This is a genomic window from Lysobacter capsici, from assembly GCF_018732085.1.
GTDB lineage: Bacteria > Pseudomonadota > Gammaproteobacteria > Xanthomonadales > Xanthomonadaceae > Lysobacter > Lysobacter capsici_A.
Genome location: NZ_CP076103.1, coordinates 4,263,330 through 4,281,803, shown reverse-complemented (window position 1 = coordinate 4,281,803; position 18,474 = coordinate 4,263,330). Strand labels below are relative to the sequence as shown.

15 protein-coding genes are annotated in these 18,474 nt (G+C 66.8%); 5 read left to right on the top strand and 10 right to left on the bottom strand.

Annotated elements, in window-relative coordinates:
- The first annotated feature begins 309 nt into the window (after nt 1–309).
- Nucleotides 310–1,239 carry a DMT family transporter gene (locus KME82_RS17835; protein ID WP_215495243.1) on the top strand — a complete coding sequence of 310 codons (930 nt, stop codon included), beginning with the start codon at nt 310–312 and terminating at the stop codon, nt 1,237–1,239.
- Between the two features lie 234 nt (nt 1,240–1,473).
- Complete coding sequence (locus KME82_RS17830; protein ID WP_215495242.1) at nt 1,474–2,388, top strand: cyclase family protein; 915 nt, start codon at nt 1,474–1,476, stop codon at nt 2,386–2,388.
- 551 nt (nt 2,389–2,939) lie between these two features.
- Here the strand turns inward: KME82_RS17830 and KME82_RS17825 are convergent.
- Complete coding sequence (locus KME82_RS17825) at nt 2,940–3,842, bottom strand: LysR family transcriptional regulator (RefSeq protein WP_215495241.1); 903 nt, start codon at nt 3,840–3,842, stop codon at nt 2,940–2,942.
- Nucleotides 3,843–3,924: 82 nt separating this feature from the next.
- On the opposite strand from KME82_RS17825, the gene KME82_RS17820 reads away from it, so the two are divergent.
- Nucleotides 3,925–4,575: an NAD(P)-dependent oxidoreductase gene (locus KME82_RS17820; RefSeq protein ID WP_215495240.1), complete on the top strand. Its 651-nt coding sequence runs from the start codon at nt 3,925–3,927 to the stop codon at nt 4,573–4,575.
- A gap of 559 nt (nt 4,576–5,134) precedes the next feature.
- On the opposite strand, the gene KME82_RS17815 is transcribed toward KME82_RS17820, so the two are convergent.
- From KME82_RS17815 to KME82_RS17805, 3 genes are all read right to left on the bottom strand, one after another.
- Nucleotides 5,135–6,106, bottom strand: coding sequence for an aldo/keto reductase (locus KME82_RS17815; RefSeq protein WP_215495239.1), 972 nt, complete (start codon nt 6,104–6,106; stop codon nt 5,135–5,137).
- A gap of 320 nt (nt 6,107–6,426) precedes the next feature.
- A complete protein-coding gene (locus KME82_RS17810; RefSeq protein ID WP_215495238.1) occupies nt 6,427–7,335 on the bottom strand; it encodes a DUF72 domain-containing protein in 909 nt (302 codons plus the stop codon).
- Nucleotides 7,332–7,751 carry a VOC family protein gene (locus KME82_RS17805; RefSeq protein ID WP_215495237.1) on the bottom strand — a complete coding sequence of 140 codons (420 nt, stop codon included), beginning with the start codon at nt 7,749–7,751 and terminating at the stop codon, nt 7,332–7,334. The genes KME82_RS17810 and KME82_RS17805 overlap by 4 nt, the downstream gene beginning before the upstream one ends.
- A gap of 132 nt (nt 7,752–7,883) precedes the next feature.
- Between KME82_RS17805 and KME82_RS17800 the strand changes: the two genes are divergently transcribed.
- Nucleotides 7,884–8,234: a GFA family protein gene (locus KME82_RS17800; RefSeq protein WP_215495236.1), complete on the top strand. Its 351-nt coding sequence runs from the start codon at nt 7,884–7,886 to the stop codon at nt 8,232–8,234.
- Between the two features lie 555 nt (nt 8,235–8,789).
- Here KME82_RS17800 and KME82_RS17795 read toward each other — a convergent pair.
- The 5 genes from KME82_RS17795 to KME82_RS17775 all read right to left on the bottom strand — a co-directional run bounded on the left by KME82_RS17795 (nt 8,790) and on the right by KME82_RS17775 (nt 14,820).
- A complete protein-coding gene (locus KME82_RS17795) occupies nt 8,790–9,092 on the bottom strand; it encodes a hypothetical protein (protein WP_215495235.1) in 303 nt (100 codons plus the stop codon).
- Nucleotides 9,028–11,379 carry an FdhF/YdeP family oxidoreductase gene (locus KME82_RS17790; RefSeq protein ID WP_215495234.1) on the bottom strand — a complete coding sequence of 784 codons (2,352 nt, stop codon included), beginning with the start codon at nt 11,377–11,379 and terminating at the stop codon, nt 9,028–9,030. Before KME82_RS17790 ends, KME82_RS17795 begins: the two co-directional genes overlap by 65 nt.
- A gap of 16 nt (nt 11,380–11,395) precedes the next feature.
- On the bottom strand, nt 11,396–12,187 hold the full coding sequence (gene fdhD / locus KME82_RS17785) for a formate dehydrogenase accessory sulfurtransferase FdhD (RefSeq protein WP_252255832.1): 792 nt from the start codon (nt 12,185–12,187) through the stop codon (nt 11,396–11,398).
- A gap of 187 nt (nt 12,188–12,374) precedes the next feature.
- Nucleotides 12,375–14,057, bottom strand: a complete 1,683-nt coding sequence (locus tag KME82_RS17780; RefSeq protein WP_215495232.1) for an OFA family MFS transporter — start codon at nt 14,055–14,057, stop codon at nt 12,375–12,377.
- Between the two features lie 286 nt (nt 14,058–14,343).
- Nucleotides 14,344–14,820 carry a hypothetical protein gene (locus tag KME82_RS17775; protein ID WP_215495231.1) on the bottom strand — a complete coding sequence of 159 codons (477 nt, stop codon included), beginning with the start codon at nt 14,818–14,820 and terminating at the stop codon, nt 14,344–14,346.
- Nucleotides 14,821–15,057: 237 nt separating this feature from the next.
- Between KME82_RS17775 and KME82_RS17770 the strand changes: the two genes are divergently transcribed.
- A complete protein-coding gene (locus KME82_RS17770; RefSeq protein WP_215495230.1) occupies nt 15,058–16,143 on the top strand; it encodes a substrate-binding domain-containing protein in 1,086 nt (361 codons plus the stop codon).
- 158 nt (nt 16,144–16,301) lie between these two features.
- Here the strand turns inward: KME82_RS17770 and KME82_RS17765 are convergent, their stop codons facing one another.
- Nucleotides 16,302–18,146, bottom strand: a complete 1,845-nt coding sequence (locus tag KME82_RS17765) for a DUF885 domain-containing protein (protein ID WP_215495229.1) — start codon at nt 18,144–18,146, stop codon at nt 16,302–16,304.
- Nucleotides 18,147–18,474 lie beyond the last annotated feature (328 nt).

Here is an 18,474-nt window from a genome sequence, read left to right as displayed (position 1 = left end):
TCAGGGAAAAGCCAGATTGTCGTCAGGGCCGGATTCCGGGCCTGGATGGGATCGGCGAGTTGCGTGACAGACAGGCCGTCGACGGCAGGTTTCCGGCGCATGCGGCCGTTGTTCGCGGGCGCTCCACGGGGCGATCGGAGCGGCTGCGAATCGCCAGTCGTTCGCGCTCCCCGGTCTTCGCCGCGCGACGCGATACCGAGGTCGGAAATTCGGATATCGCCGCCGCGCCGAGTCCTGCACGCTGCCCCCAGATTCGCAAGCCGGCGCCCCCACGCTCCGGTACCTCTTCGTCGCTTTGCGAGGTCCACCATGAGTACGTCCCCATCGCTCCGTCTGCCTACCGACGCGCAGCCCGCCGCCGCACCGACCAACGAGGCCGCTCCCGTGCAGAGCTGGCGCACGCCGCTGGAGCTGACCATCCTCGGCGCGATCTGGGGCTCGTCGTTCCTGTTCATGCGGGTGGCGGCGAAGGACTTCGGCGCGGTGCCGCTGGTGGAAATGCGCCTGGGCCTGGGCGCGCTGATCCTGTTGCCGTTCCTGTGGAAGGCGCGGGCGTCGTTCAAGGGCGCGATCTGGGCCAAGCTGGCGATGATCGGCCTGATCAATTCGGCGATCCCCTTCATCCTGTTCGCTTGGGCCGCGCAGCGCGCGCCGGCCGGGATCGGCGCGATCACCAATTCGATGGCGGTGTTGTTCACCGCCTTGGTCGGGTTCCTGTTTTTCGGCGAAAAGATCGGCACTCAGCGCGCGATCGCGCTATTGGCCGGGTTCGCCGGCGTGGTCGTGCTCGCCAGCGGCAAGACCGCCGGCGCGAGCATCGGCTGGGCGGTCGCGGCCGGCTGCACCGCGGCGTTCCTGTACGGCATCGGCGCCAATCTGGTGCGGCGCCAGCTCACCGGCCTGCCGGCCGCGGCGGTCGCCGCGGCGACCCTGGGCACGTCGGCTTTGCTGATGCTGCCGTTCGCGATCGCCACCTGGCCCGATCATGCGATCCCGGCCAAGTCGTGGTTCTCCGCCGCGATGCTCGGCGTGCTCTGCACCGGCATCGCCTTCGTCATGTACTACCGGCTGATCCAGCGCATCGGCGCCGGCCGCGCGGTCGCGGTGACCTACCTCGTGCCGTTGTTCGGCGTGGCCTGGGGCTGGATGCTGCTGGACGAACCGCTGACGCTGACGATGCTGATCGCCGCGGCGTTGATTCTGGGCAGCGTGGCGTTGAGTCAGCGGGCGGCGAAGTAGGTTTTTCCTATGGCGACTTAAGCCGCGTTTTGAATATTGCAGTACCGCCGCGTCACTCTCCTGCCGTCATTCCCGCGAACGCGGGAATCCAGTGACTTTGACGTAACCCGCACGAAAGTCGCTGGATGTTCGGCTCCGCCGAAGTAACGCGGAGCCCGCGTTCGCCGGAATGACGAGCAAAAAGCGCAGCGACTCCTGGCGTGCGTCGTCGCAATCGTCTTTTCGGAGAATCCCTTGTCCCCCACCCAACACCGCGTCCAGTTCGACTTCGAAATCGAGTTCAGCAACGGCGGCGGCCTGCAAGGCCAGGGCTTCCGCCTCGATATCGACGGCGACGACATCGGCGATGCCGAGTTGATCGACTACATCGTGCGCGACCTGCGCCTGCTGATGGTCGGCCCCGCGCGCATCCTCAACAAGACCATCCTGGTCGAGGCGCACAAGCGCGCGGCCGGCGCGATCGAAAGCGGCGAGATCCGCTACATCGACCTGAGCCACACCATCGAAGACGGCCTGGTGACTTACCCCGGCATGCCGGCCGCGCATATCTGCGATTACCTCAGCCGCGAGCGTTCGCGCGAATTGTACGAGGAAGGCACCCAGTTCCAGATCGGGCGCATCGACATGGTCGCCAACACCGGCACCTACATCGACTGTCCCTCGCATCGCTATGAGGACGGCAAGGACCTGTCGCAGATCGGGCCGGAAGATTGCGCGGACCTGGATGCGATCGTGGTGCGTGTGCCGGCGTCGGTGCGGGCGATCGACGACGGATATTTTCGTGATCTCGAATTGCGCGGCCGCGCGGTGCTGGTGCATACCGGTTGGGATGTGCATTTCGCGACCCCGGCCTATGGCGTCGATCATCCGTTCCTGACCGAGTCGGCGGCGCGGTGGTTGCGCGACTGTGGGGTCAAGCTGGTCGGGATCGACTCGGTGAACATCGACGACACTCGCGGCAAGGCGCGGCCGGTGCATTCCACCCTGCTCGGCGCGGGGATCTTGATCGTCGAACACCTGCGCAACCTGACGGCGGTGCCGGACAGCGGTTTCAGCTTCAGCGCGGTGCCGCCGAAGGTGAAGGGGATGGGGACGTTCCCGGTGCGGGCGTTGGCGAAGGTTGCTGGCCCTGTTGCGCCGGTTGGCTGAGCTGGAGGTCCAATCTTTGCTGATCGAAAAGCGTCGGGGCTGAAGCCCCTCCCACAAAAGGCCTCGTGGCCGCGAAGTGAAGTTGTTTGAAAGTGGGTGGGGTGGAGATTCGGTCGCGCGAATCGAACGGCGTCGGGGCTGAAGCCCTTCCACAAAAATCCTCGCGGCCGCGAAGTGAAGTTGTTGGAAGTGCGTGGGGTGGAGGTTCGATTGCATCGGATCGAACAGCGTCGGGGCTGAAACCCCTCCCACAAAAGGCCTCGCGGCCGCGAAGTAAAGCTGTTTGGAAGTGGGTGGGGTGGAGGTTCGATTGCATCGGATCGAACAGCGTCGGGGCTGAAACCCCTGCCACAAAAGGCCTCGTGGCCGCGAAGTGAAGTTGTTTGGAAATGGCGCGGTGAAAGTTCGATCGCCTCTGACCGAACGGCATCGACGCTGAGGCGCTGCCGCAACTACGTCGAAGCGACGAGGTCTCTTGTGGGAGGGGCTTCAGCCCTGACGCTTTCCTGTCAGGTGTCGGCGATCGATCACGACAGCCCACACCTCGGCGCTCACTGCTGCAAATAAGCCTGCAACGCCGCGATCGCCATGCGCACCTTCGCCGGTTGCGCATCGCGCTGCGCGGTCACCGCGAACACGCCCAGCGGCGGCATCGACCAGTCCGGCAGCACCCGCACCGCGCGACCGTCGGCCAGCAGCGGCGTCGCATCGGGTTCGGGCAAACGCACGATGCCCAGGCCCTGCAGCATCATCTCCATCAAGGTGCGCGAGCTGTTGCTGACGATGCGCCCGCCGACCCGTACCCGCCGCGCGGGCTCGCCGTCGCGGTGCATGTCGACGTACTCGGGCTGGTTCATCACGCTCAGGATCAACATCGGATGCTGCGCCAGTTCCTCCGGCGCCTGCGGCAGACCGTGTTCGCGCGCGTACTCGGGCGCGGCCACCAGCAGGTGCCGCCATTCGGCCATGCGCCGCGCGATCAGGTTCGAATCGGCCAGGCGTCCCACCCGGATCGCCAGGTCGATGCGTTCGGCGATCAGGTCGATCTGGCGGTCGTCGGCGAACACGCGCAGCGACAGCGAGGGGTAGGCGCGCAGCAACGGCGCCAGCGCCGGCGCCAGGTGCGAGGCGAATCCCACCGGCACGGCGATGCGCAACTCGCCGCGCGGTTCGTCGCGCAGATCGCCCAGGCGGCCGTCGGCATTGCGCGCGGCGTGCAGCATCGCCGCGCAGTCCTCGTAATAGGCCTGGCCGATTTCGGTGGTGGTGAGCTTGCGGGTGGAACGGTGCAGCAGCACCACGCCGGTCTCGGCTTCCAGCTGGCGCAGCTGCTGGCTGACCGCGGACGGGGTCATGTCGAGCTCGCGCGCGGCCGCGCTCATCGAGCCCAGCTCGACCACCCGGGCGAACAGGGCCATGCGCTTAAGGCGGTCTATCGTGAAGTCCAGCTTCATGGTGATAGCGTCCTGGGCCGGATTATCGGCTGGCTTGTTAGCGAGCAGACTATATCCCGTCCCATCCATAACAGGAGTCCCCATGAACATCGTTCTGATCGGCGCCACCGGTTACGTCGGCCGCGCCCTGCTCCAGGAAGCGCTGCAGCGCGGCCATCGCGTCACCGCCATCGCCCGCGACACCGCCGGCTTGCCGGCCCACGACGGGCTGAGCGCGAAGGCGGCGACCATCGACGGCGGCGATGCGGCTACCGTTGCTGACTTCGTGCGCGGCAGCGACGCGGTGATCGCCTCGTTCAACGCCGGCGGCTGGAAGAACCCGAACCTCGGCGCCGACACCGTGGCTGGTTACGCCCAGATCATCGCGGGCCTGAAGCAGGCCGGCGTGCCGCGCCTGCTCGTGGTCGGCGGCGCCGGCAGCCTGGAAATCGCGCCGGGCCAGCAGGTGCTCGACCAGCCCGGTTTCCCGGCCGAATACCGCGACGGCGCCGAGGCGATGCGCAGCGTGCTCAACACCTTGCGCCAAGAACGCGACCTGGACTGGACCTTCCTGTCGCCGGCCGCGCACCTGGTGCCGGGCGAACGCACCGGCCGTTATCGGATCGGCGGCGATCAGTTGCTGGTCGACGCGCAGGGCGAGAGCAACATCTCGGTGCAGGACTATGCGGTGGCGATGATCGATGAGCTGGAGCAGCCGGCGCATTCGCGCAAGCGGTTTACGGTGGCTTATTGATGGTTGATAGGTTGATGGGTTGCAGGATTGCCGGTTTCCGGGGGCGATCTGCGGCTGAGTCGATTGACCAATAGCCTGATTGATCGATTGACGGGTTTGTCGGGCTGGTCGGCTTGATGAGCCGAAATGATCGGGCCGGCCGATCAGTCCGATTGCATCGTTATTTGCGGGAAGGGCGGCATATGGAAGCGTTTTTGTTTGCGGCCACCTGTCGCCATCCTTCTCCCGCTGTCGTCGTTTCTCTCCTTGACCGTCATCCCCGCGAAGGCGGGGATCCAGAGACTTCAGCGTCGTCTTTCCAGACCGTCATTCCCGCGAAGGCGGGAATCCAGGGCCTTTCGTGCGAGAGCGCTTGAAGTCTCTGGATTCCCGCCTTCGCGGGAATGACGGTAGGAGAGAGCGGCCGTACTTTGCTGTTACGAATCAGCATTGCCTCGACGCAGCCGAACATCCAGCGTCTTTCGTGCGATAACGTTTGAAGTCACTGGATGTTTGGCTGCGCCGAAGTAAGGCAGAGCTCGCCTTCGTGGGAATGACGGTATGAGAGTTGCGTAACCTCTTATCCCACCGCCCCAACCAAGGCCTCACGCTGCTTCGCATCCAGCATTGCCCCAACCCCGGCCTTGAGATTGTCGGTCTGATTGCGCGGCTTCGACGTCGCCGGGATCACCACCGTCACCGCCGCTTCGCCGAGCACGAATTTCAAGAACAACTGCGCCCACGAATCCGCGCCGACCTCGCTCGCCCACGCCGGCAGCGGCTTGCCTTTGACCTGGGCGAACAAACGCCCGTCCTCGAACGCGCGATTGACCATCACCGCGATGCCGAGCTCGCGCGCGAGCGGGAAAATCGTCCGCTCCGCGCCGCGCGACACCACCGAATAGTTGATCTGCACGAAGTCGGGCTTGAGCGCGCGCATCTCGTCGGCCAGTTCGGTATGCGCTTCGTCGCGGTAGTGGGTCAGGCCGATCAATCGCACCTTGCCCTGTTGCTTGAGCTTGCGCGCGAGCGCGAACTGGATGCGGGTGTCGCGCAGATTATGGACCTGCAGCAGGTCGATGCGATCGGTGCGCAGCCGGCGCAGCGATTCGCCGAACTGCATCAGCCCTTGCTCGATGCCGCTCACGCCCGAAAGCTTGGTCGCCAGGAACAACTGATCGCGCAGCCCGGCCTGCGCGACCAGATCGCCCAGCGCGTCTTCGGCGCTGGAATAGGTCGGCGCGGTGTCGATGACGCTGGCGCCGGCGTCGACGAAGCGTTTGAGCACTTCGCGCAGCGGCGCGCGCGCGGCCTCGTCGCGGCCGACTTCGAAACTGCCCGAGGTGCCCATGCCGATGACCGGGATCGATTCGCCGGTGCTCGGGATCTTGCGTTTGAGCAATGGGCCGGCGAATGGCGTTTCGGTGCTCGCGCTTGCCGAGGCGGTGGGCGCGGCCGGCGGCGATGCTTGGCTGCAGGCCGCCAATGGCGCGAGCGCGAGGCCGGTGGCGGCGAGCGAGGCGGTGCTGAGGAAATCGCGACGAGTGGTCATGGCGGGACTCGTTGGAATTCGCGGAGGTTGATGGGGGGTAAGCGGGTGGCAAGTGGACGGGCGATGGACTGCGGCGATACGAGTTTGCGGTGTCGCGGTCGCGGCTCGCGCCGCTCCTACAGGGGCACCGATGTGCAAACGTCGCGCCGGGTGAGCGCATGCGTCCGCTCGCGTCGCAGGCACGTGGGCCGACTGTAGGAGCGGCGCAAGCCGCGACCGCGACACCGCGATTACGGCGTGCCCATTCGCCAGGCGATACCATCAGCACCATCAAACCAGATCGGACTCAACGCCGACCAACCCCGGTCAACCCCAACCCGTCACCGCGCACCTAGCTTCTCCAGCAACCGCATCGCCGCCGCCGGATTACGCTCCTTCGCGGCGCTGATGAAATACACGAACACCTCGCGCGCCGGGCCGGCGGCGAGCGGCGCGGCGACATGTGGCAGGTCCGGATTGTCCTCGCCGCGCGCCCAGGCCTTCGCGCGCCGCGCCCAGTCGTCGAGTTCGTCGTCGGGATAACCGGTCGGGATCGCCGCTCGCGTGCCCATCAGCCGGGCGTAGACGAAATCGCCGGTGATGTCGGCCAGCGACGGATACTGATCGGAGTCGGTGAACACCGTGGCGATGCGCCGCTCGCGCGCCAGCGCCAGGTAGTCGGGTTGCAGGAAACCGGGGTGGCGCACTTCCAGCACGTGCTTGAGCGGGCGGCCGTCGAGCGTGGGCGGCAGCGCGTCGAGGAATGCGGCCAGATCGTCGCGATCGAATACGCGGCTGGGCGCGAGCTGCCACAGGATCGGTCCGAGCCGGTCGCCGAATTCGGCCAGGCCGCCGTCGATGAAGGCTTTCGCGCCCGACGCGGCCTTGGCCAGCGCGCCGCCCTGGGTGATGCGGCCGGGCGCCTTGAGCGAGAACACGAAATGCTCCGGGGTTTCCGCCGCCCACTTGGCGTAGGTCGCCGGTTTCTGTGCGCTGTAGAAGGTGCCGTTGATCTCGATGCTGCTGAGCTGGCGGCTGGCGTATTCCAGCTCGCGCCGCTGCACCAGCTTGTCGGGATAGAAATTGCTGCGCCACGGCACGAAGGTCCAGCCGCCGATGCCGCTGCGGATGCCGTCGATGGGTTTGACCCCGGTGTTGCCGGCGAGCGGATCGGCCGGCGCGGCCGCGGGCGAGGCGAACAGGTCGCCGGCGGCGGACGTATCGTCGGATTGGCTGCGTTTGCGATTCATAGGTTCCACGGGTTGTAGGTGCCGAACCACCACAGGCGGCCTTCGAGATCGCGGCAGGTGTAGGCGCGTCCGCCGTAATCCTGGTCGGCGATGTCGACCACGATTTCGGCGCCGGCCGCACGTGCGCGGGCGTAGTGTTCGTCGGCGTCGCTGACGACGACCGAGCAGGCCTGAGTCTCGCGCCCGCCGATCTCATCGGGTTGGACGATGCGCTTGCCCCAGTCGCTGGCGTTGTCGACCGAGCCGAGCATGATCATGCCCGGTCCGTAGGTCAGCTGGGCGTGGTGGACGATCTCGCCGTCGGCGTAGACGGCGTGTTTCTCGAAACCGAACGCGCGGCACAGCCATTCGATCGCGGCGGGCGCGTTGCGGTAGCGCAGGGACGGGATGATCGTGCTTCCGGCGATGGAATCCATGGGACGCTCCGTGAGACGGAATGAGGGCGGCGTGGACGGCGCGAAGCGGATGCGGACGTGACACACGTCAGGCGACGAGCATAACGCCACGGCGTTATCCTCGCGTCTTCATTGGCGAAGGGAGTGTCGGACATGACCACGTACTCGGGCGGCTGTCACTGCGGCAAGGTCGCCTACGACGTCGAAGGCGAGATCGACCAGGCGATCGATTGCAATTGTTCGATGTGCCAGCGCCGCGGCGGCCTGCTGTGGTTCGTGCCGCGCGGCAATTTCACCCTCAAGACCGACCCGGCCGAGCTTGGGACGTATCACTTCAACAAGCATTCGATCGATCATCATTTCTGCAAGAGCTGCGGCATCGCGTCCTTCAGCCAGGGGCAGATGCCGGACGGGACGAAGATGACGGCGATCAATGTGCGCTGTCTGGAGGGGATCGATCTGAAGTCGGTGAAGGTTGTGCCGGTGGATGGACGGTCGTTTTGATCTCGCGTTGAGCTGGCGTGCGATGACGCCGTGCTGCGGCCGCGAAGCTGCGATCGCCAGGTTGCGATCGTCAAGCCATGACATGACACTGCGATCGTCAAGCCATCGATAGTCAAATCACGATAGCCAAGCCACGATAGTCAAGCCACGATCGGTGCGTTGCTTTCCCTCTCCCGCTTGCGGGAGAGGGCAGGGTGAGGGCGCTGTTACCAGCAGACTTTCGCGGCGGTTCGTTTGCCCTCACCCCGACCCGCTCCCGCCAGCGGGAGAGGGAGCATGAAGCGGGATGACTTGATCAGGCGGCGTGCGGTTCAATCGGCGTGATTGCGATCGCCGAGTTGTGAGCATTGGATTGCGAGCAGCGCGTTGCTTTCCCTCTCCCGCTTGCGGGAGAGGGCAGGGTGAGGGCGCTGTTACCAGCAGACTTTCGCGGTGGTTCGTTTGCCCTCACCCCGACCCGCTCCCGCCAGCGGGAGAGGGAGCATCAAGCGGCACGATTAGATAAGGTGTGGCGCGGCTTGATTAGCGTGAAACGCCAGCCGCGTAAACCGCGGTTCAATCCGCCTCGCGGCCCGAGCGCAACCGCTCACGCCCAAGCCCAGTCAGCACCGCCAGGCTGCTGTCCCCATGCGCCTCCACCCGCACCCAACCCGGCGCGGGGTGATCGCCGATCGCGTCTTCGCCGATCCAGGCCAGTTCGCGCAGCAGCACGCTCATGCGCACGCCCAGGCGCTTGCACAGGCGCGGCAGCGAGACGCCGCCCGGTTCGCCGGCGAGCATCGCCAGCAAGGGCTCAGTCAACTCGGACAAGGCCGATGTCCTTGGCCGACTGCAGTTGCTGGGCCGGCTGCGCCACATGCGGGTACACGATCACCGGGATCGATTTGGACGTCGGCGTGCGCGCTTCGTCGGCGAAGCTCGACAGCGGCACCAGCGAGTTGGTTTCCGGGTAATACGCCGCCAGGCAACCGCGCGGGATGTTGTACTCGACCAACAAGAAGCGCTTGGCCACGCGCCGCACGCCGTCGTCGCACAGACTTTCCAGGTCGACCCAGTCGCCGGCCTGCATCTTCAGTTCGGCGATGTCCTGCGCGTTGATGAACAACACCCGCCGTTCGCCGAACACGCCGCGGTAGCGGTCGTTCATGCCGTAGATGGTGGTGTTGTACTGATCGTGCGAACGGGTGGTGGCCAGGGTGAACACCGGTTGCTCGCGACTGGCGCGGGCGCGATGCACGGGCAGGTCGGTCGGCACCGCGTGCGCCTTGAACAACGCCTTGGCTTCGCGATTGAGCCAGCGCCGCTCGGCCGCGGCATTGGTCAGGTGGAAACCGCCGGGCACGCGCACGCGCAGGTTGAAATCGTAGAAGTCGTCGAACACCTCGGCGATCTTGTCGCGGATGCGGTCGTAATCGCCGACCAGCCACAGCCACGGCACCTTGCTGCGCGCGCCGAGGGTCGCGTGCGCCAGGCGCGCGACGATCGCCGGTTCCGACAGCAGCATCGGATCGGCCGGCGCGTTGATGCCGGCCGACAGGTGCACCATGCTCATCGAATCCTCGACCGTGACGCTCTGCGGCCCGGCCTGCTGCAGATCGATCTCGGTGCGGCCCAGGCAGGGCAGGATGTAAGCGTCGCGGCCATGCACCAGATGGCTGCGGTTGAGCTTGGTGGTGACGTGGACGGTGAGGTCGCAGCGGCGCAGCGCGCGGTGGGTGGCCTCGGTGTCGGGCGTGGCGGTGGCGAAGTTGCCGCCGAGGCCGAAGAAAGTCTTGCAGCGGCCGTCGAGCATCGCCTCGATCGCGCCGACCGTGTCGTGGCCATGTTCGCGCGGCGGTTCGAACCCGAACACATCGCGCAGGCGATCGAGAAACGCCGGAGACGGTTTCTCGTAGATGCCCATGGTGCGATCGCCTTGCACGTTGCTGTGGCCGCGCACCGGGCACGGCCCCGCGCCGGGGCGGCCGATATTGCCGCGCAACAGCATCAGGTTGACGATCATCTGGATGGTCGCGACCGAATGCTTGTGCTGGGTGATGCCCATGCCCCAGCAGCAGATCACGCTCTTGGCCCGCGCGTAGATGTCGCCGGCGCGTTCGAGTTCGGCGCGCGTCAGCCCCGATTCGGCGACGATCGTGTCCCAGGATTCGCGCTCGACTTCGGCGACGAACGCCTCGAAGCCGCGGGTGTGTTCGGCGATGAAGTCCAGATCGACGACCCGCTCGCGTCCGTCGCGCTGCGCCTGCGCGTCGAGCTCCAGGGTGCGCTTGATCATGCCCTTGACCGCGGCCAGATCGCCGCCGATGCGCAACTGGAAATAATCCGAGGAAATGCGGGTGGAGCCGTTGTGCAGCATCTCCAGCTTGTCCTGCGGATCGGCGAATCGTTCCAGCCCGCGCTCGCGCAGCGGGTTGAACGAGACGATCGCCGCGCCGCGCTTGGACGCCTGGCGCAGTTCGCCGAGCATGCGCGGGTGATTGGTGCCCGGGTTCTGGCCGAAGATGAAGATCGCTTCGGCGATCTCGAAATCGCGCAGCTGCACCGTGCCCTTGCCGATGCCCAGCTGCGCCTTCATCGCCGTGCCCGAGGGTTCGTGGCACATGTTCGAGCAATCGGGGAAGTTGTTGGTGCCGTACTCGCGCACGAACAACTGGTAAAGGAAGGCGGCTTCGTTGCTGCAACGCCCGGAGGTGTAGAACAGCGCCTGGTCGGGCGAGGCGAGCGCGTTCAAGTGCGCGCCGATGCGGTTGAAGGCTTCGTCCCAGGTGATCGGCAAGTATTTGTCGCTGGCCGCGTCCCAGCGCATCGGATGGGTCAGGCGGCCCTGGTTTTCCAGCCAATGATCGCTGTAGCGCGCGAGGTCGGCGACGGTGTGCTGCGCAAACAGTTCCGGGGTGGCGCGATGCTTGGTCGCTTCGGCGGCGACGGCCTTGGCGCCGTTTTCGCAGAATTCGAAGGTCGAGGTGTGGTCGCGATCGGGCCAGGCGCAGCCGGGGCAGTCGAAACCGTCGGGCTGGTTGGCCGACAGCAACGTGCGCGCACCGCTGACCGGGATGTCTTGTTCGATCAGCTGGGTGGCGACGCTGCGCAGCGCGCCCCAGCCGCCGGCGGGGCCGTTGTAGGGGCGGATCGGGTTCTTGCTCATGGGCGTGATTCCGGATTCATGCGGCGGCTTCGCCGCTGGCGTCGCGGTGAGTGTCGACGCCGTCGTCGATCAGGCGGTAGGCGTGGGTGTAGACGGCATGCCCGTCGTCGCGGGCGAAGCCGATCAAGGTGAGGTGGGCCGAGTCGGCCAGGGCGATCGCCAGCGCGGTCGGCGCGGAGATCGCGGCGAGCAGCGGAATCCCGGCTTGCGCAGCCTTCATCGCCATCTCGAAACTGGCGCGGCTGGTGACCACGGCGAAACCAGACAGCGGGTCGATCGCGCGCGTCGACAGTGCGCCGATCAGTTTGTCCAGGGCGTTGTGGCGGCCGACGTCTTCGCGCACGAACGCCAGGCGGCCGTCGCGATCGGCCCAACCGGCGGCATGGGTGGCGCCGGTCAATGCGTTGAGCGGTTGCTGCTGGCGCAGTTCGCGCAAGGCGCGCTGCAATGCGTGCAGGTGGATCGGTGCGCTGCCCGGCAGGCGCGGCGGCGGACGCAGCACCGCTTCGATGCTTTCGGTGCCGCACACGCCGCAACCGCTGCGGCCCTGCAGATTGCGGCGGCGTTGCTCGAGCGCGGCGGCGCGCGACTCGGGGATGCTCAGGGCGATGGCGATGCCTTCGAGCGAGGTGTCGATGGCGTCGACTTGCAGTTCCTGCGCGTTGGCGACGATGCCTTCGCTGAGCGAGAAGCCCAGGGCGAAATCGGCCAGATCGTCGGGCGTGGCCATCATCACCGCGAACGGCGTGCCGTTGTAGGCCAGCGCGACCGGCACTTCGGCGGCGATCGCGTCGAGCGCTTCGGCCATGCGTTCGCCGCGGCGCCGCTGCACCTTGCGCTGCACCGCGCCGGTCGTGTCGGCTGCGGCCGTGCCGGTCGGCGCGCGCGCATCCTGCGACGAATCGGCGAGGTGGGGCGGATGCGGTGTCGGTGAGGATCGATTCATGGGATGTCGAACGCCGGACGCTGCGCTGCGCAGCGTCCGGCCGGTGGCCTCAGTGGAACAGCACGAAGGCTTTCTGCAAAGTGACCCACACGCCCCAGGCCAGCGGAATGCCGACCGCGGCCCAGGCGGCGAGCACCAGCACCGGATTGCCGCCGTGGCCGACCTGCGCCATCTGCTCGGGCGTGTACAAGGCCTCGCCGTTGCTGCCGGTCTTCTCATGGGCGAGAGCTTTTTCGCGCGCGAGTTCCTCGGGCGTCATGAAATGTTTCTGCGCGACCGGGCGTACCAGCAGATTGCACAACAGGCCCAGCACCAGCATCCCGGCCAGGATATACATGGTGGTGTTGTAGACCTGCGAAGGCGGCATTTTCAGGTCGAGCTGGTACTCGCGCATGCGGGTGACCACGACCGGCCCGAGGATGCCGGCGGTGGCCCAGGCGGTGAGCAGGCGGCCGTGGATCGCGCCGACCATCTGGGTGCCGAACAGATCGGCCAAGTACGCCGGGATGGTCGCGAACCCGCCGCCGTACATCGACACGATCACGCAGAAGATCGCCACGAACAGGCCGATGCTGCCGGCCGAACCGGCGCTCGGCGCGGACGCGTACAGGACGAAGCCGAGCACGAAGAACACCACGTAGGTCGCCTTGCGGCCGATGTAGTCCGAGGTCGAGGCCCAGAAGAACCGCCCGCCGATGTTGAACAGGCTCAGCAGCCCGGTGAAGCCCGCGGCGATGGTGGCGATCAGACCCAACTGGGTGGCATCGAGCGCCTTGATCCCGGCGTCGACGCCGATCAGCTTGCCGCCGAACACTTCCTGCAGCATCGGCGAGGCCATGCCGATCACGCCGATGCCGGCGGAGACGTTCAGGCACAGCGCGCCCCACAGCAGCCAGAACTGCGGAATGCCCCAGACCTTTTTCACGTGGACGTGTTGCTGGGTGATCATCGCGTTGCTGCTGGCCGGCGGCGGCGTCCAGCCCGCGGGTTTCCAGCCGCTCGGCGGCACCCGGTAACCGAACGCGCCGGCCATCATGAATACGAAGTAGAGCGCGGCCATGGTCAGGAAGGTTTCGTACGCGCCGACCGAAGTGGCGGTGGCGTAGTGTTTCATCAGCATGTCGGCGAGCGGGCTGCCGATCAGCGCGCCGCCGCCGAAGCCCATGATCGCCATGCCGGTGGCCATGCCGCGGCGGTCGGGAAACCATTTGATCAACGTCGACACCGGCGAGATGTAGCCCAGGCCCAGGCCGATGCCGCCGATCACGCCCGAACCCAGCCACATCAGCCAGATCTGATGGGTCTTGATGCCGATCGCCGAAATCACCAGACCGCCGCACCAGCACACCGCCGAGACCACGCCGGCCTTGCGCGGCCCCGCGCGTTCCAGCCAGCCGCCCCAGATCGCCGCAGCGCAGCCCAGCAGCACGAAGAACAAGATGTACATCCAGCTCAGTTCGCTGACTATCCAATCGCAGTCGGTGGCGACCATGCGCGAGAGAAAACCCATGTCCTTGGGGCAGTCGCGCGGTTGCTCGATGCCGATCGCCTTCGCGAGCGGCAGCCAGAACACGCTGAAGCCGTAGGCCATGCCGATGCACAGGTGGATCGCCAGCGCGGCCGGCGGGACCAGCCAGCGGTTGAACCCTGGCCTGGCGACGATGCGCTCCTTCGACAGCAAGCCTTCCGTGGCCGATGACGGTGCTGCAATCACCGCGCTCTGATTGGACATGCGTGGACCCCTCTGGATACGTGCCGCCGGCTGGACCTCGAAATATGTGCTTCAGGACATAAAGTGGGGGTCTGCCCGGAAGTGTTTGCGAGGCTAGCGTGACTGGGGGCGTGACGTATATCACCGGGTAGTCTAATAATCGGCTATGAAAAGCCGATTGGGTGCATGAATGCATGACCTGATTCGTACGCTCGCCGTGCTCGCTCCACGGCGAGTGAGGCCAGCCGGCACGCGGCCGGTGACGCCGATGCGCCCGGGTGGTCTGCGACCGCCGCGCCGGCGCGGCTCAGGGGCCGTTGCCGTCCGGCATCAGCAGCGCCAATGGCGTGCAGGCGCGGGCGCTGCAGCCCCAACGTCGGTAACTGTCGCCGTCGCGCCAGGTCGCGGTCGCGGCGGCGTTGATCTCGAACTCCCAGGCGCGGCCGTCGGCGATCAATCGGCCCTTGATCGAGCACGGCAGCCAGTAATACGCATCGCCCATGCCGTCGGGGTATTCCTGGGCGAGCGCGAAGAACCTCGCCGCGTCGGCCTCGCTCAGGCGCCAGGCCTTGCAGGCGCGCGCCAGGCTTTCGCGTTCGGGCGCGGAGTCGTTCGAGTCCTGCATCTGCGGCGGCTGGATTTCGGTGATGCGCAGCTTGCCCGGCCGCATCGCATCGGTCGTCGCGTGCGGCGCGGTGCCGCACGCCAGCAGCGCGGACAGCGCCGCGACGCCGCACGCCACGCGCGCGATGCGTTTGCTCGGGATGGTTGCGGCGATCGGCATGGAGGCGGCGTCCTGTTCGGTTGGCGTGGTCGTGCGTGTGGGTGGCGCGGCGTTTTCGCCGGTCGTGGCTTGCGTTGCCGCGGCGCCATCGGCGAGTGTGGCCGTTATCGAGCCCGAGCACGGATGCGTCAAGCGCAGGCCGGGCGCGCGAGCCGGATGCTTCATCGCATCGGCTCGACCCCGGGCCGCGGCCGCGGCCGCGAGCCTTCATGCACCCAAACATCGAACGGAGCGGCGATGTTCAAAGTCCTGATCCAACCCAAGTGGACCCTGCACGCCGCCGACGGCCGGCCGTTGCCGCCTAAACTGATCGACCTGCTGCTCGGCGTGCATGCGACCGGCTCGCTGGCCGCGGCCTGTCGCGATCTGGACCTGTCCTACCGCTACGCCTGGGGCCTGCTGCAATCCTCGCGCACGCTGTTCGGCGCGCCGTTGCTGCGCATGACCCGCGGACGCGGCGCCAAGCTGACCGCCCTGGGCGAACGCCTGGTCTGGGCCGATCAGCGCATCGCCGCGCGCCTGGCGCCGACCCTCGACAGCCTGGCGTCGGAGGTCGAAGTCGAACTCGAACGCACCCTCAGCGCGCAATCGGCGCCGCAACGGCTGCATGCCGCGCATGGCTTCGCGGTCGAAACCTTGCGCCGCTTTCTCGACGAAGCCGGCACGCCGGTCGACCTGAAATACCGCAGCCCCGGCGAGGCCCTGGCGGCGCTGCGCTCGGGCGATTGCGATCTGGCCGGCGTGCATCTGCCGATCGGCGAATTCGAGCACGACATCCTCGCGCACTACGCCGACCGCATCGATCCGCTCAACGATCGCACGCTGCATTTGGCGACGCGGCGGATCGGGCTGATCGTCGCGCCCGGCAATCCCAAGCGCATCCGCACCCTGGCCGACCTGCTGCGCGACGACGTGCGCTTCATCCATCGGCAGGCCGGTTCGGGCGCGCGCCTGTTGCTCGAACACATGCTGGCCAGGCAGGGCCATAGCATCCGCGACATCCGCGGCTGCGGCATCGACGAACTCACTCACGCCGCGGTCGCGACCTATGTCGCCAGCGGCATGGCCGACGCCGGTTTCGGCCTGGAAACGCCGGCGCGGCGTTACGGCCAGGATTTCGTGCCGATCGCCTCGGAGCACTATTTTTTCCTGGCGCGCGCGGAAACGCTGGAGTCGCCGGGATTGGCCGAGGTGCTGGCGATCCTGCGCAGCGAGCGATTCCGCCAGGAATTGGGGCGGCTGCCGGGTTACGACGCGGATCGCTGCGGGACGGTGCAGGATCTGTTCGAGGCGTTTGCTTCGGCGCGTGCAGTGTTTGGGTGAGGGCTGCATTCGTGCCCTCACCCCAACCCCTCTCCCGCGAGCGGGAGAGGGAGAGGAACTTTGACGCGCTAGGTTTTTCAAGACGGCGTTTGCCTATCCCTTCTCCCGCTAGCGGGAGAAGGTGCCCGAAGAGCGGATGAGGGAACGCGTCAGCGCAATCAGCGGATCGGTTCGTCCAGCATCAGCTCGCGCACGAAACGCACCGGCGGGGCGCCGTACGACAACACCTGATCGTGATAAGCCTTGAGGTCGAATTTCGGCCCGAGCTGGGCCTCCACCGCCTTGCGCATGTCGAAATGCTCCTGCGCGCCGACGAAATAGGTCGGCAGCTGCGCCGAGGTCAGCTGCGCGCGCACCCACTTGCCGGCGGCTTCGCGTTCCTGCTGGAAGGTCTGCTGGGTCATGAACGTCATCGCTTGTTCGCGGCTCCAGTCCTCCACCTGCACGCCCTGGTCGAGGATCGCGTTGCCGAGCGTGCGCAGGTAGAACTTCAACTGCACCAGGCGGAACAGCGGGTCGTTATCGAGATAGCCCGCGTCGGCCATCATGTCCTCGGTGTAGACCGCCCAGCCTTCGGCGAACACGCCCGAGCGCAGCACCGCGCGCAGGGTCGAGGGCGCCTTGGCCGAATGCGCGCCTTCCAGGTAATGGCCCGGCATCGCTTCGTGGATCGACAGCAGATGGACCATGCGCGTGTTGTATTCGCGCAGGAACGAATTCACCTGCTCGTCGCTCCACTCCTTGGGGATCGGCGAGATCGCGTAGTACGTGTCCAGGCCCTTGTCGAGCGGGCCGGGCGAATCGCAATACGCGAGCGCGACGCCGCGCTGGAACTCCGGCATCAGGATCACCTTGACCGGCGCGTCGGGCACGGTGACCAGGTTCTTGGCGCGGGTGAACGCAGTGGCATCGGCCAAGGTCTGCTTGGCGAAATCGACGACCTTGTCGCGCGGCGGCTTGTCGGCGTAGGCAAGTTCCAGCGCGGCTTCGATCGCCTTCTGCTGCTGTTCGGGCGTGGGCTTGTCGGGCAGCGCGGGCGCGCCGGGCTTGTCCTTGAGTTCCTTCTGCGCGATGGCGTACATCTCGCCGCGCACCCGCGCCAGTTCGGCCTTGGCGCGCTCCATGATCTGCGCGCGCGACAGCGAGGAGTTGAGCGAGAACTTGAGCTTTTCGTCGTACAAGGTCTGGCCGATGCGGAAGTTGCCCTTGGCGTTGGGCACCAGGGTCTTGTCCAGCCATTCCTGCTGCTCGGCCACGGCCTTGCGCAAGGTGGCGACCGCGTCGTCCAGGCGCTTGCGATCGGCGCCCTTGAGCTGGCCGGCGTTGGGGGTGATGAAGGTGTCGATCAGGCTCAACACGCCGGCGTTCTGCTTGGCCACGGTTTCGGCGTGGATTTTCGGAACCCGGGCCGGATCGAGATTGGCGCGGGCCTGGGCGAAGATCTGCGGGATCTTCTCCATCCGCGCGGTCGCCGATTTCAGCCGCTGCGGCATCGGCGCGTACTCGCGCGCCATCAGGTTGTAGATCGCATCGCCCGCCAGGCCGCTGTAGACCATCGGATCCCAGGCCCAGCTTTGCAGGGTCTGGATCGACCACACGTCCGAGCGCAGGCGATTGCGCAGGATCAGCGCGTCGACCTGGTTTTCGCGCGACAGCTTGGTGGTGTCGATCGTGTCGAGTTCGGCCAGCAGCTTGTTGTTGAAATCGAGCTGGCGCTGGCGGCCGGCGGCGCTGTAGTCGTCGACTTCGCCGTCGAAACGGTGATCGCCGATCTGGGTGGCGGCGATCGGATTGATCTGCATCACCCCGTCGAGCCAGCGCTTGGACAAGGCGGCGAACGCGGTGTCCGCGGCCGGATCGCTTGCGTTCGCGGCGCTCGCGGCTTGCGGCGCGGCGGCAGCTGGCGGCGTGGCCGCCTCGCGCGGGCCGCAGGCCGACAGGGCGAGGACGAGCAGGGCGGGGCTAAGCAAACAAGCGAGCTGCGTAGGGCGCAACGGGCGCATATCCATTCTCGGGTCGGGTGGCGGGCCGGGTTGCGCGGAGGATAGGCCAAGCCGGTCGCGTCCGCATGGGTCATTGGTCGGGTCGCCGGGCTGGCCGGGGCCGATGGTGGTTTTCGTCGAGGCCATGCGGTGTATGGCGTGGCGGTCGTCGGTGTGGGGCGGGTTTGCGTGGTGTGCGGTTTCGCGGTCAAGGCAACCGGCAATACAGGCAAACCGTTGGTAACGAGGTCCGACTGCAGGAGCGGCGTCCTGCTGGATTTCCTTCGGTCACAAGCCGCGAACGCGACATCTCGGTTACGACGCAAGCGGGTTTCGCGGTCGCGGCTCG

Bases quoted from the DNA above. Each gene is read 5' to 3' on its own strand.
- KME82_RS17835 (WP_215495243.1), top strand. From the start codon at position 310: ATGAGTACGTCCCCATCGCTCCGTCTGCCTACCGACGCGCAGCCCGCC.
- KME82_RS17825 (WP_215495241.1), bottom strand. From the start codon at position 3,842: ATGAAGCTGGACTTCACGATAGACCGCCTTAAGCGCATGGCCCTGTTC.
- KME82_RS17820 (WP_215495240.1), top strand. From the start codon at position 3,925: ATGAACATCGTTCTGATCGGCGCCACCGGTTACGTCGGCCGCGCCCTG.
- KME82_RS17815 (WP_215495239.1), bottom strand. From the start codon at position 6,106: ATGACCACTCGTCGCGATTTCCTCAGCACCGCCTCGCTCGCCGCCACC.
- KME82_RS17810 (WP_215495238.1), bottom strand. From the start codon at position 7,335: ATGAATCGCAAACGCAGCCAATCCGACGATACGTCCGCCGCCGGCGAC.
- KME82_RS17805 (WP_215495237.1), bottom strand. From the start codon at position 7,751: ATGGATTCCATCGCCGGAAGCACGATCATCCCGTCCCTGCGCTACCGC.
- KME82_RS17800 (WP_215495236.1), top strand. From the start codon at position 7,884: ATGACCACGTACTCGGGCGGCTGTCACTGCGGCAAGGTCGCCTACGAC.
- KME82_RS17795 (WP_215495235.1), bottom strand. From the start codon at position 9,092: ATGTGGCGCAGCCGGCCCAGCAACTGCAGTCGGCCAAGGACATCGGCC.
- KME82_RS17790 (WP_215495234.1), bottom strand. From the start codon at position 11,379: ATGAGCAAGAACCCGATCCGCCCCTACAACGGCCCCGCCGGCGGCTGG.
- fdhD (WP_252255832.1), bottom strand. From the start codon at position 12,187: ATGGCCGAAGCGCTCGACGCGATCGCCGCCGAAGTGCCGGTCGCGCTG.
- KME82_RS17780 (WP_215495232.1), bottom strand. From the start codon at position 14,057: ATGTCCAATCAGAGCGCGGTGATTGCAGCACCGTCATCGGCCACGGAA.
- KME82_RS17775 (WP_215495231.1), bottom strand. From the start codon at position 14,820: ATGCCGATCGCCGCAACCATCCCGAGCAAACGCATCGCGCGCGTGGCG.
- KME82_RS17770 (WP_215495230.1), top strand. From the start codon at position 15,058: ATGTTCAAAGTCCTGATCCAACCCAAGTGGACCCTGCACGCCGCCGAC.
- KME82_RS17765 (WP_215495229.1), bottom strand. From the start codon at position 18,146: ATGCGCCCGTTGCGCCCTACGCAGCTCGCTTGTTTGCTTAGCCCCGCC.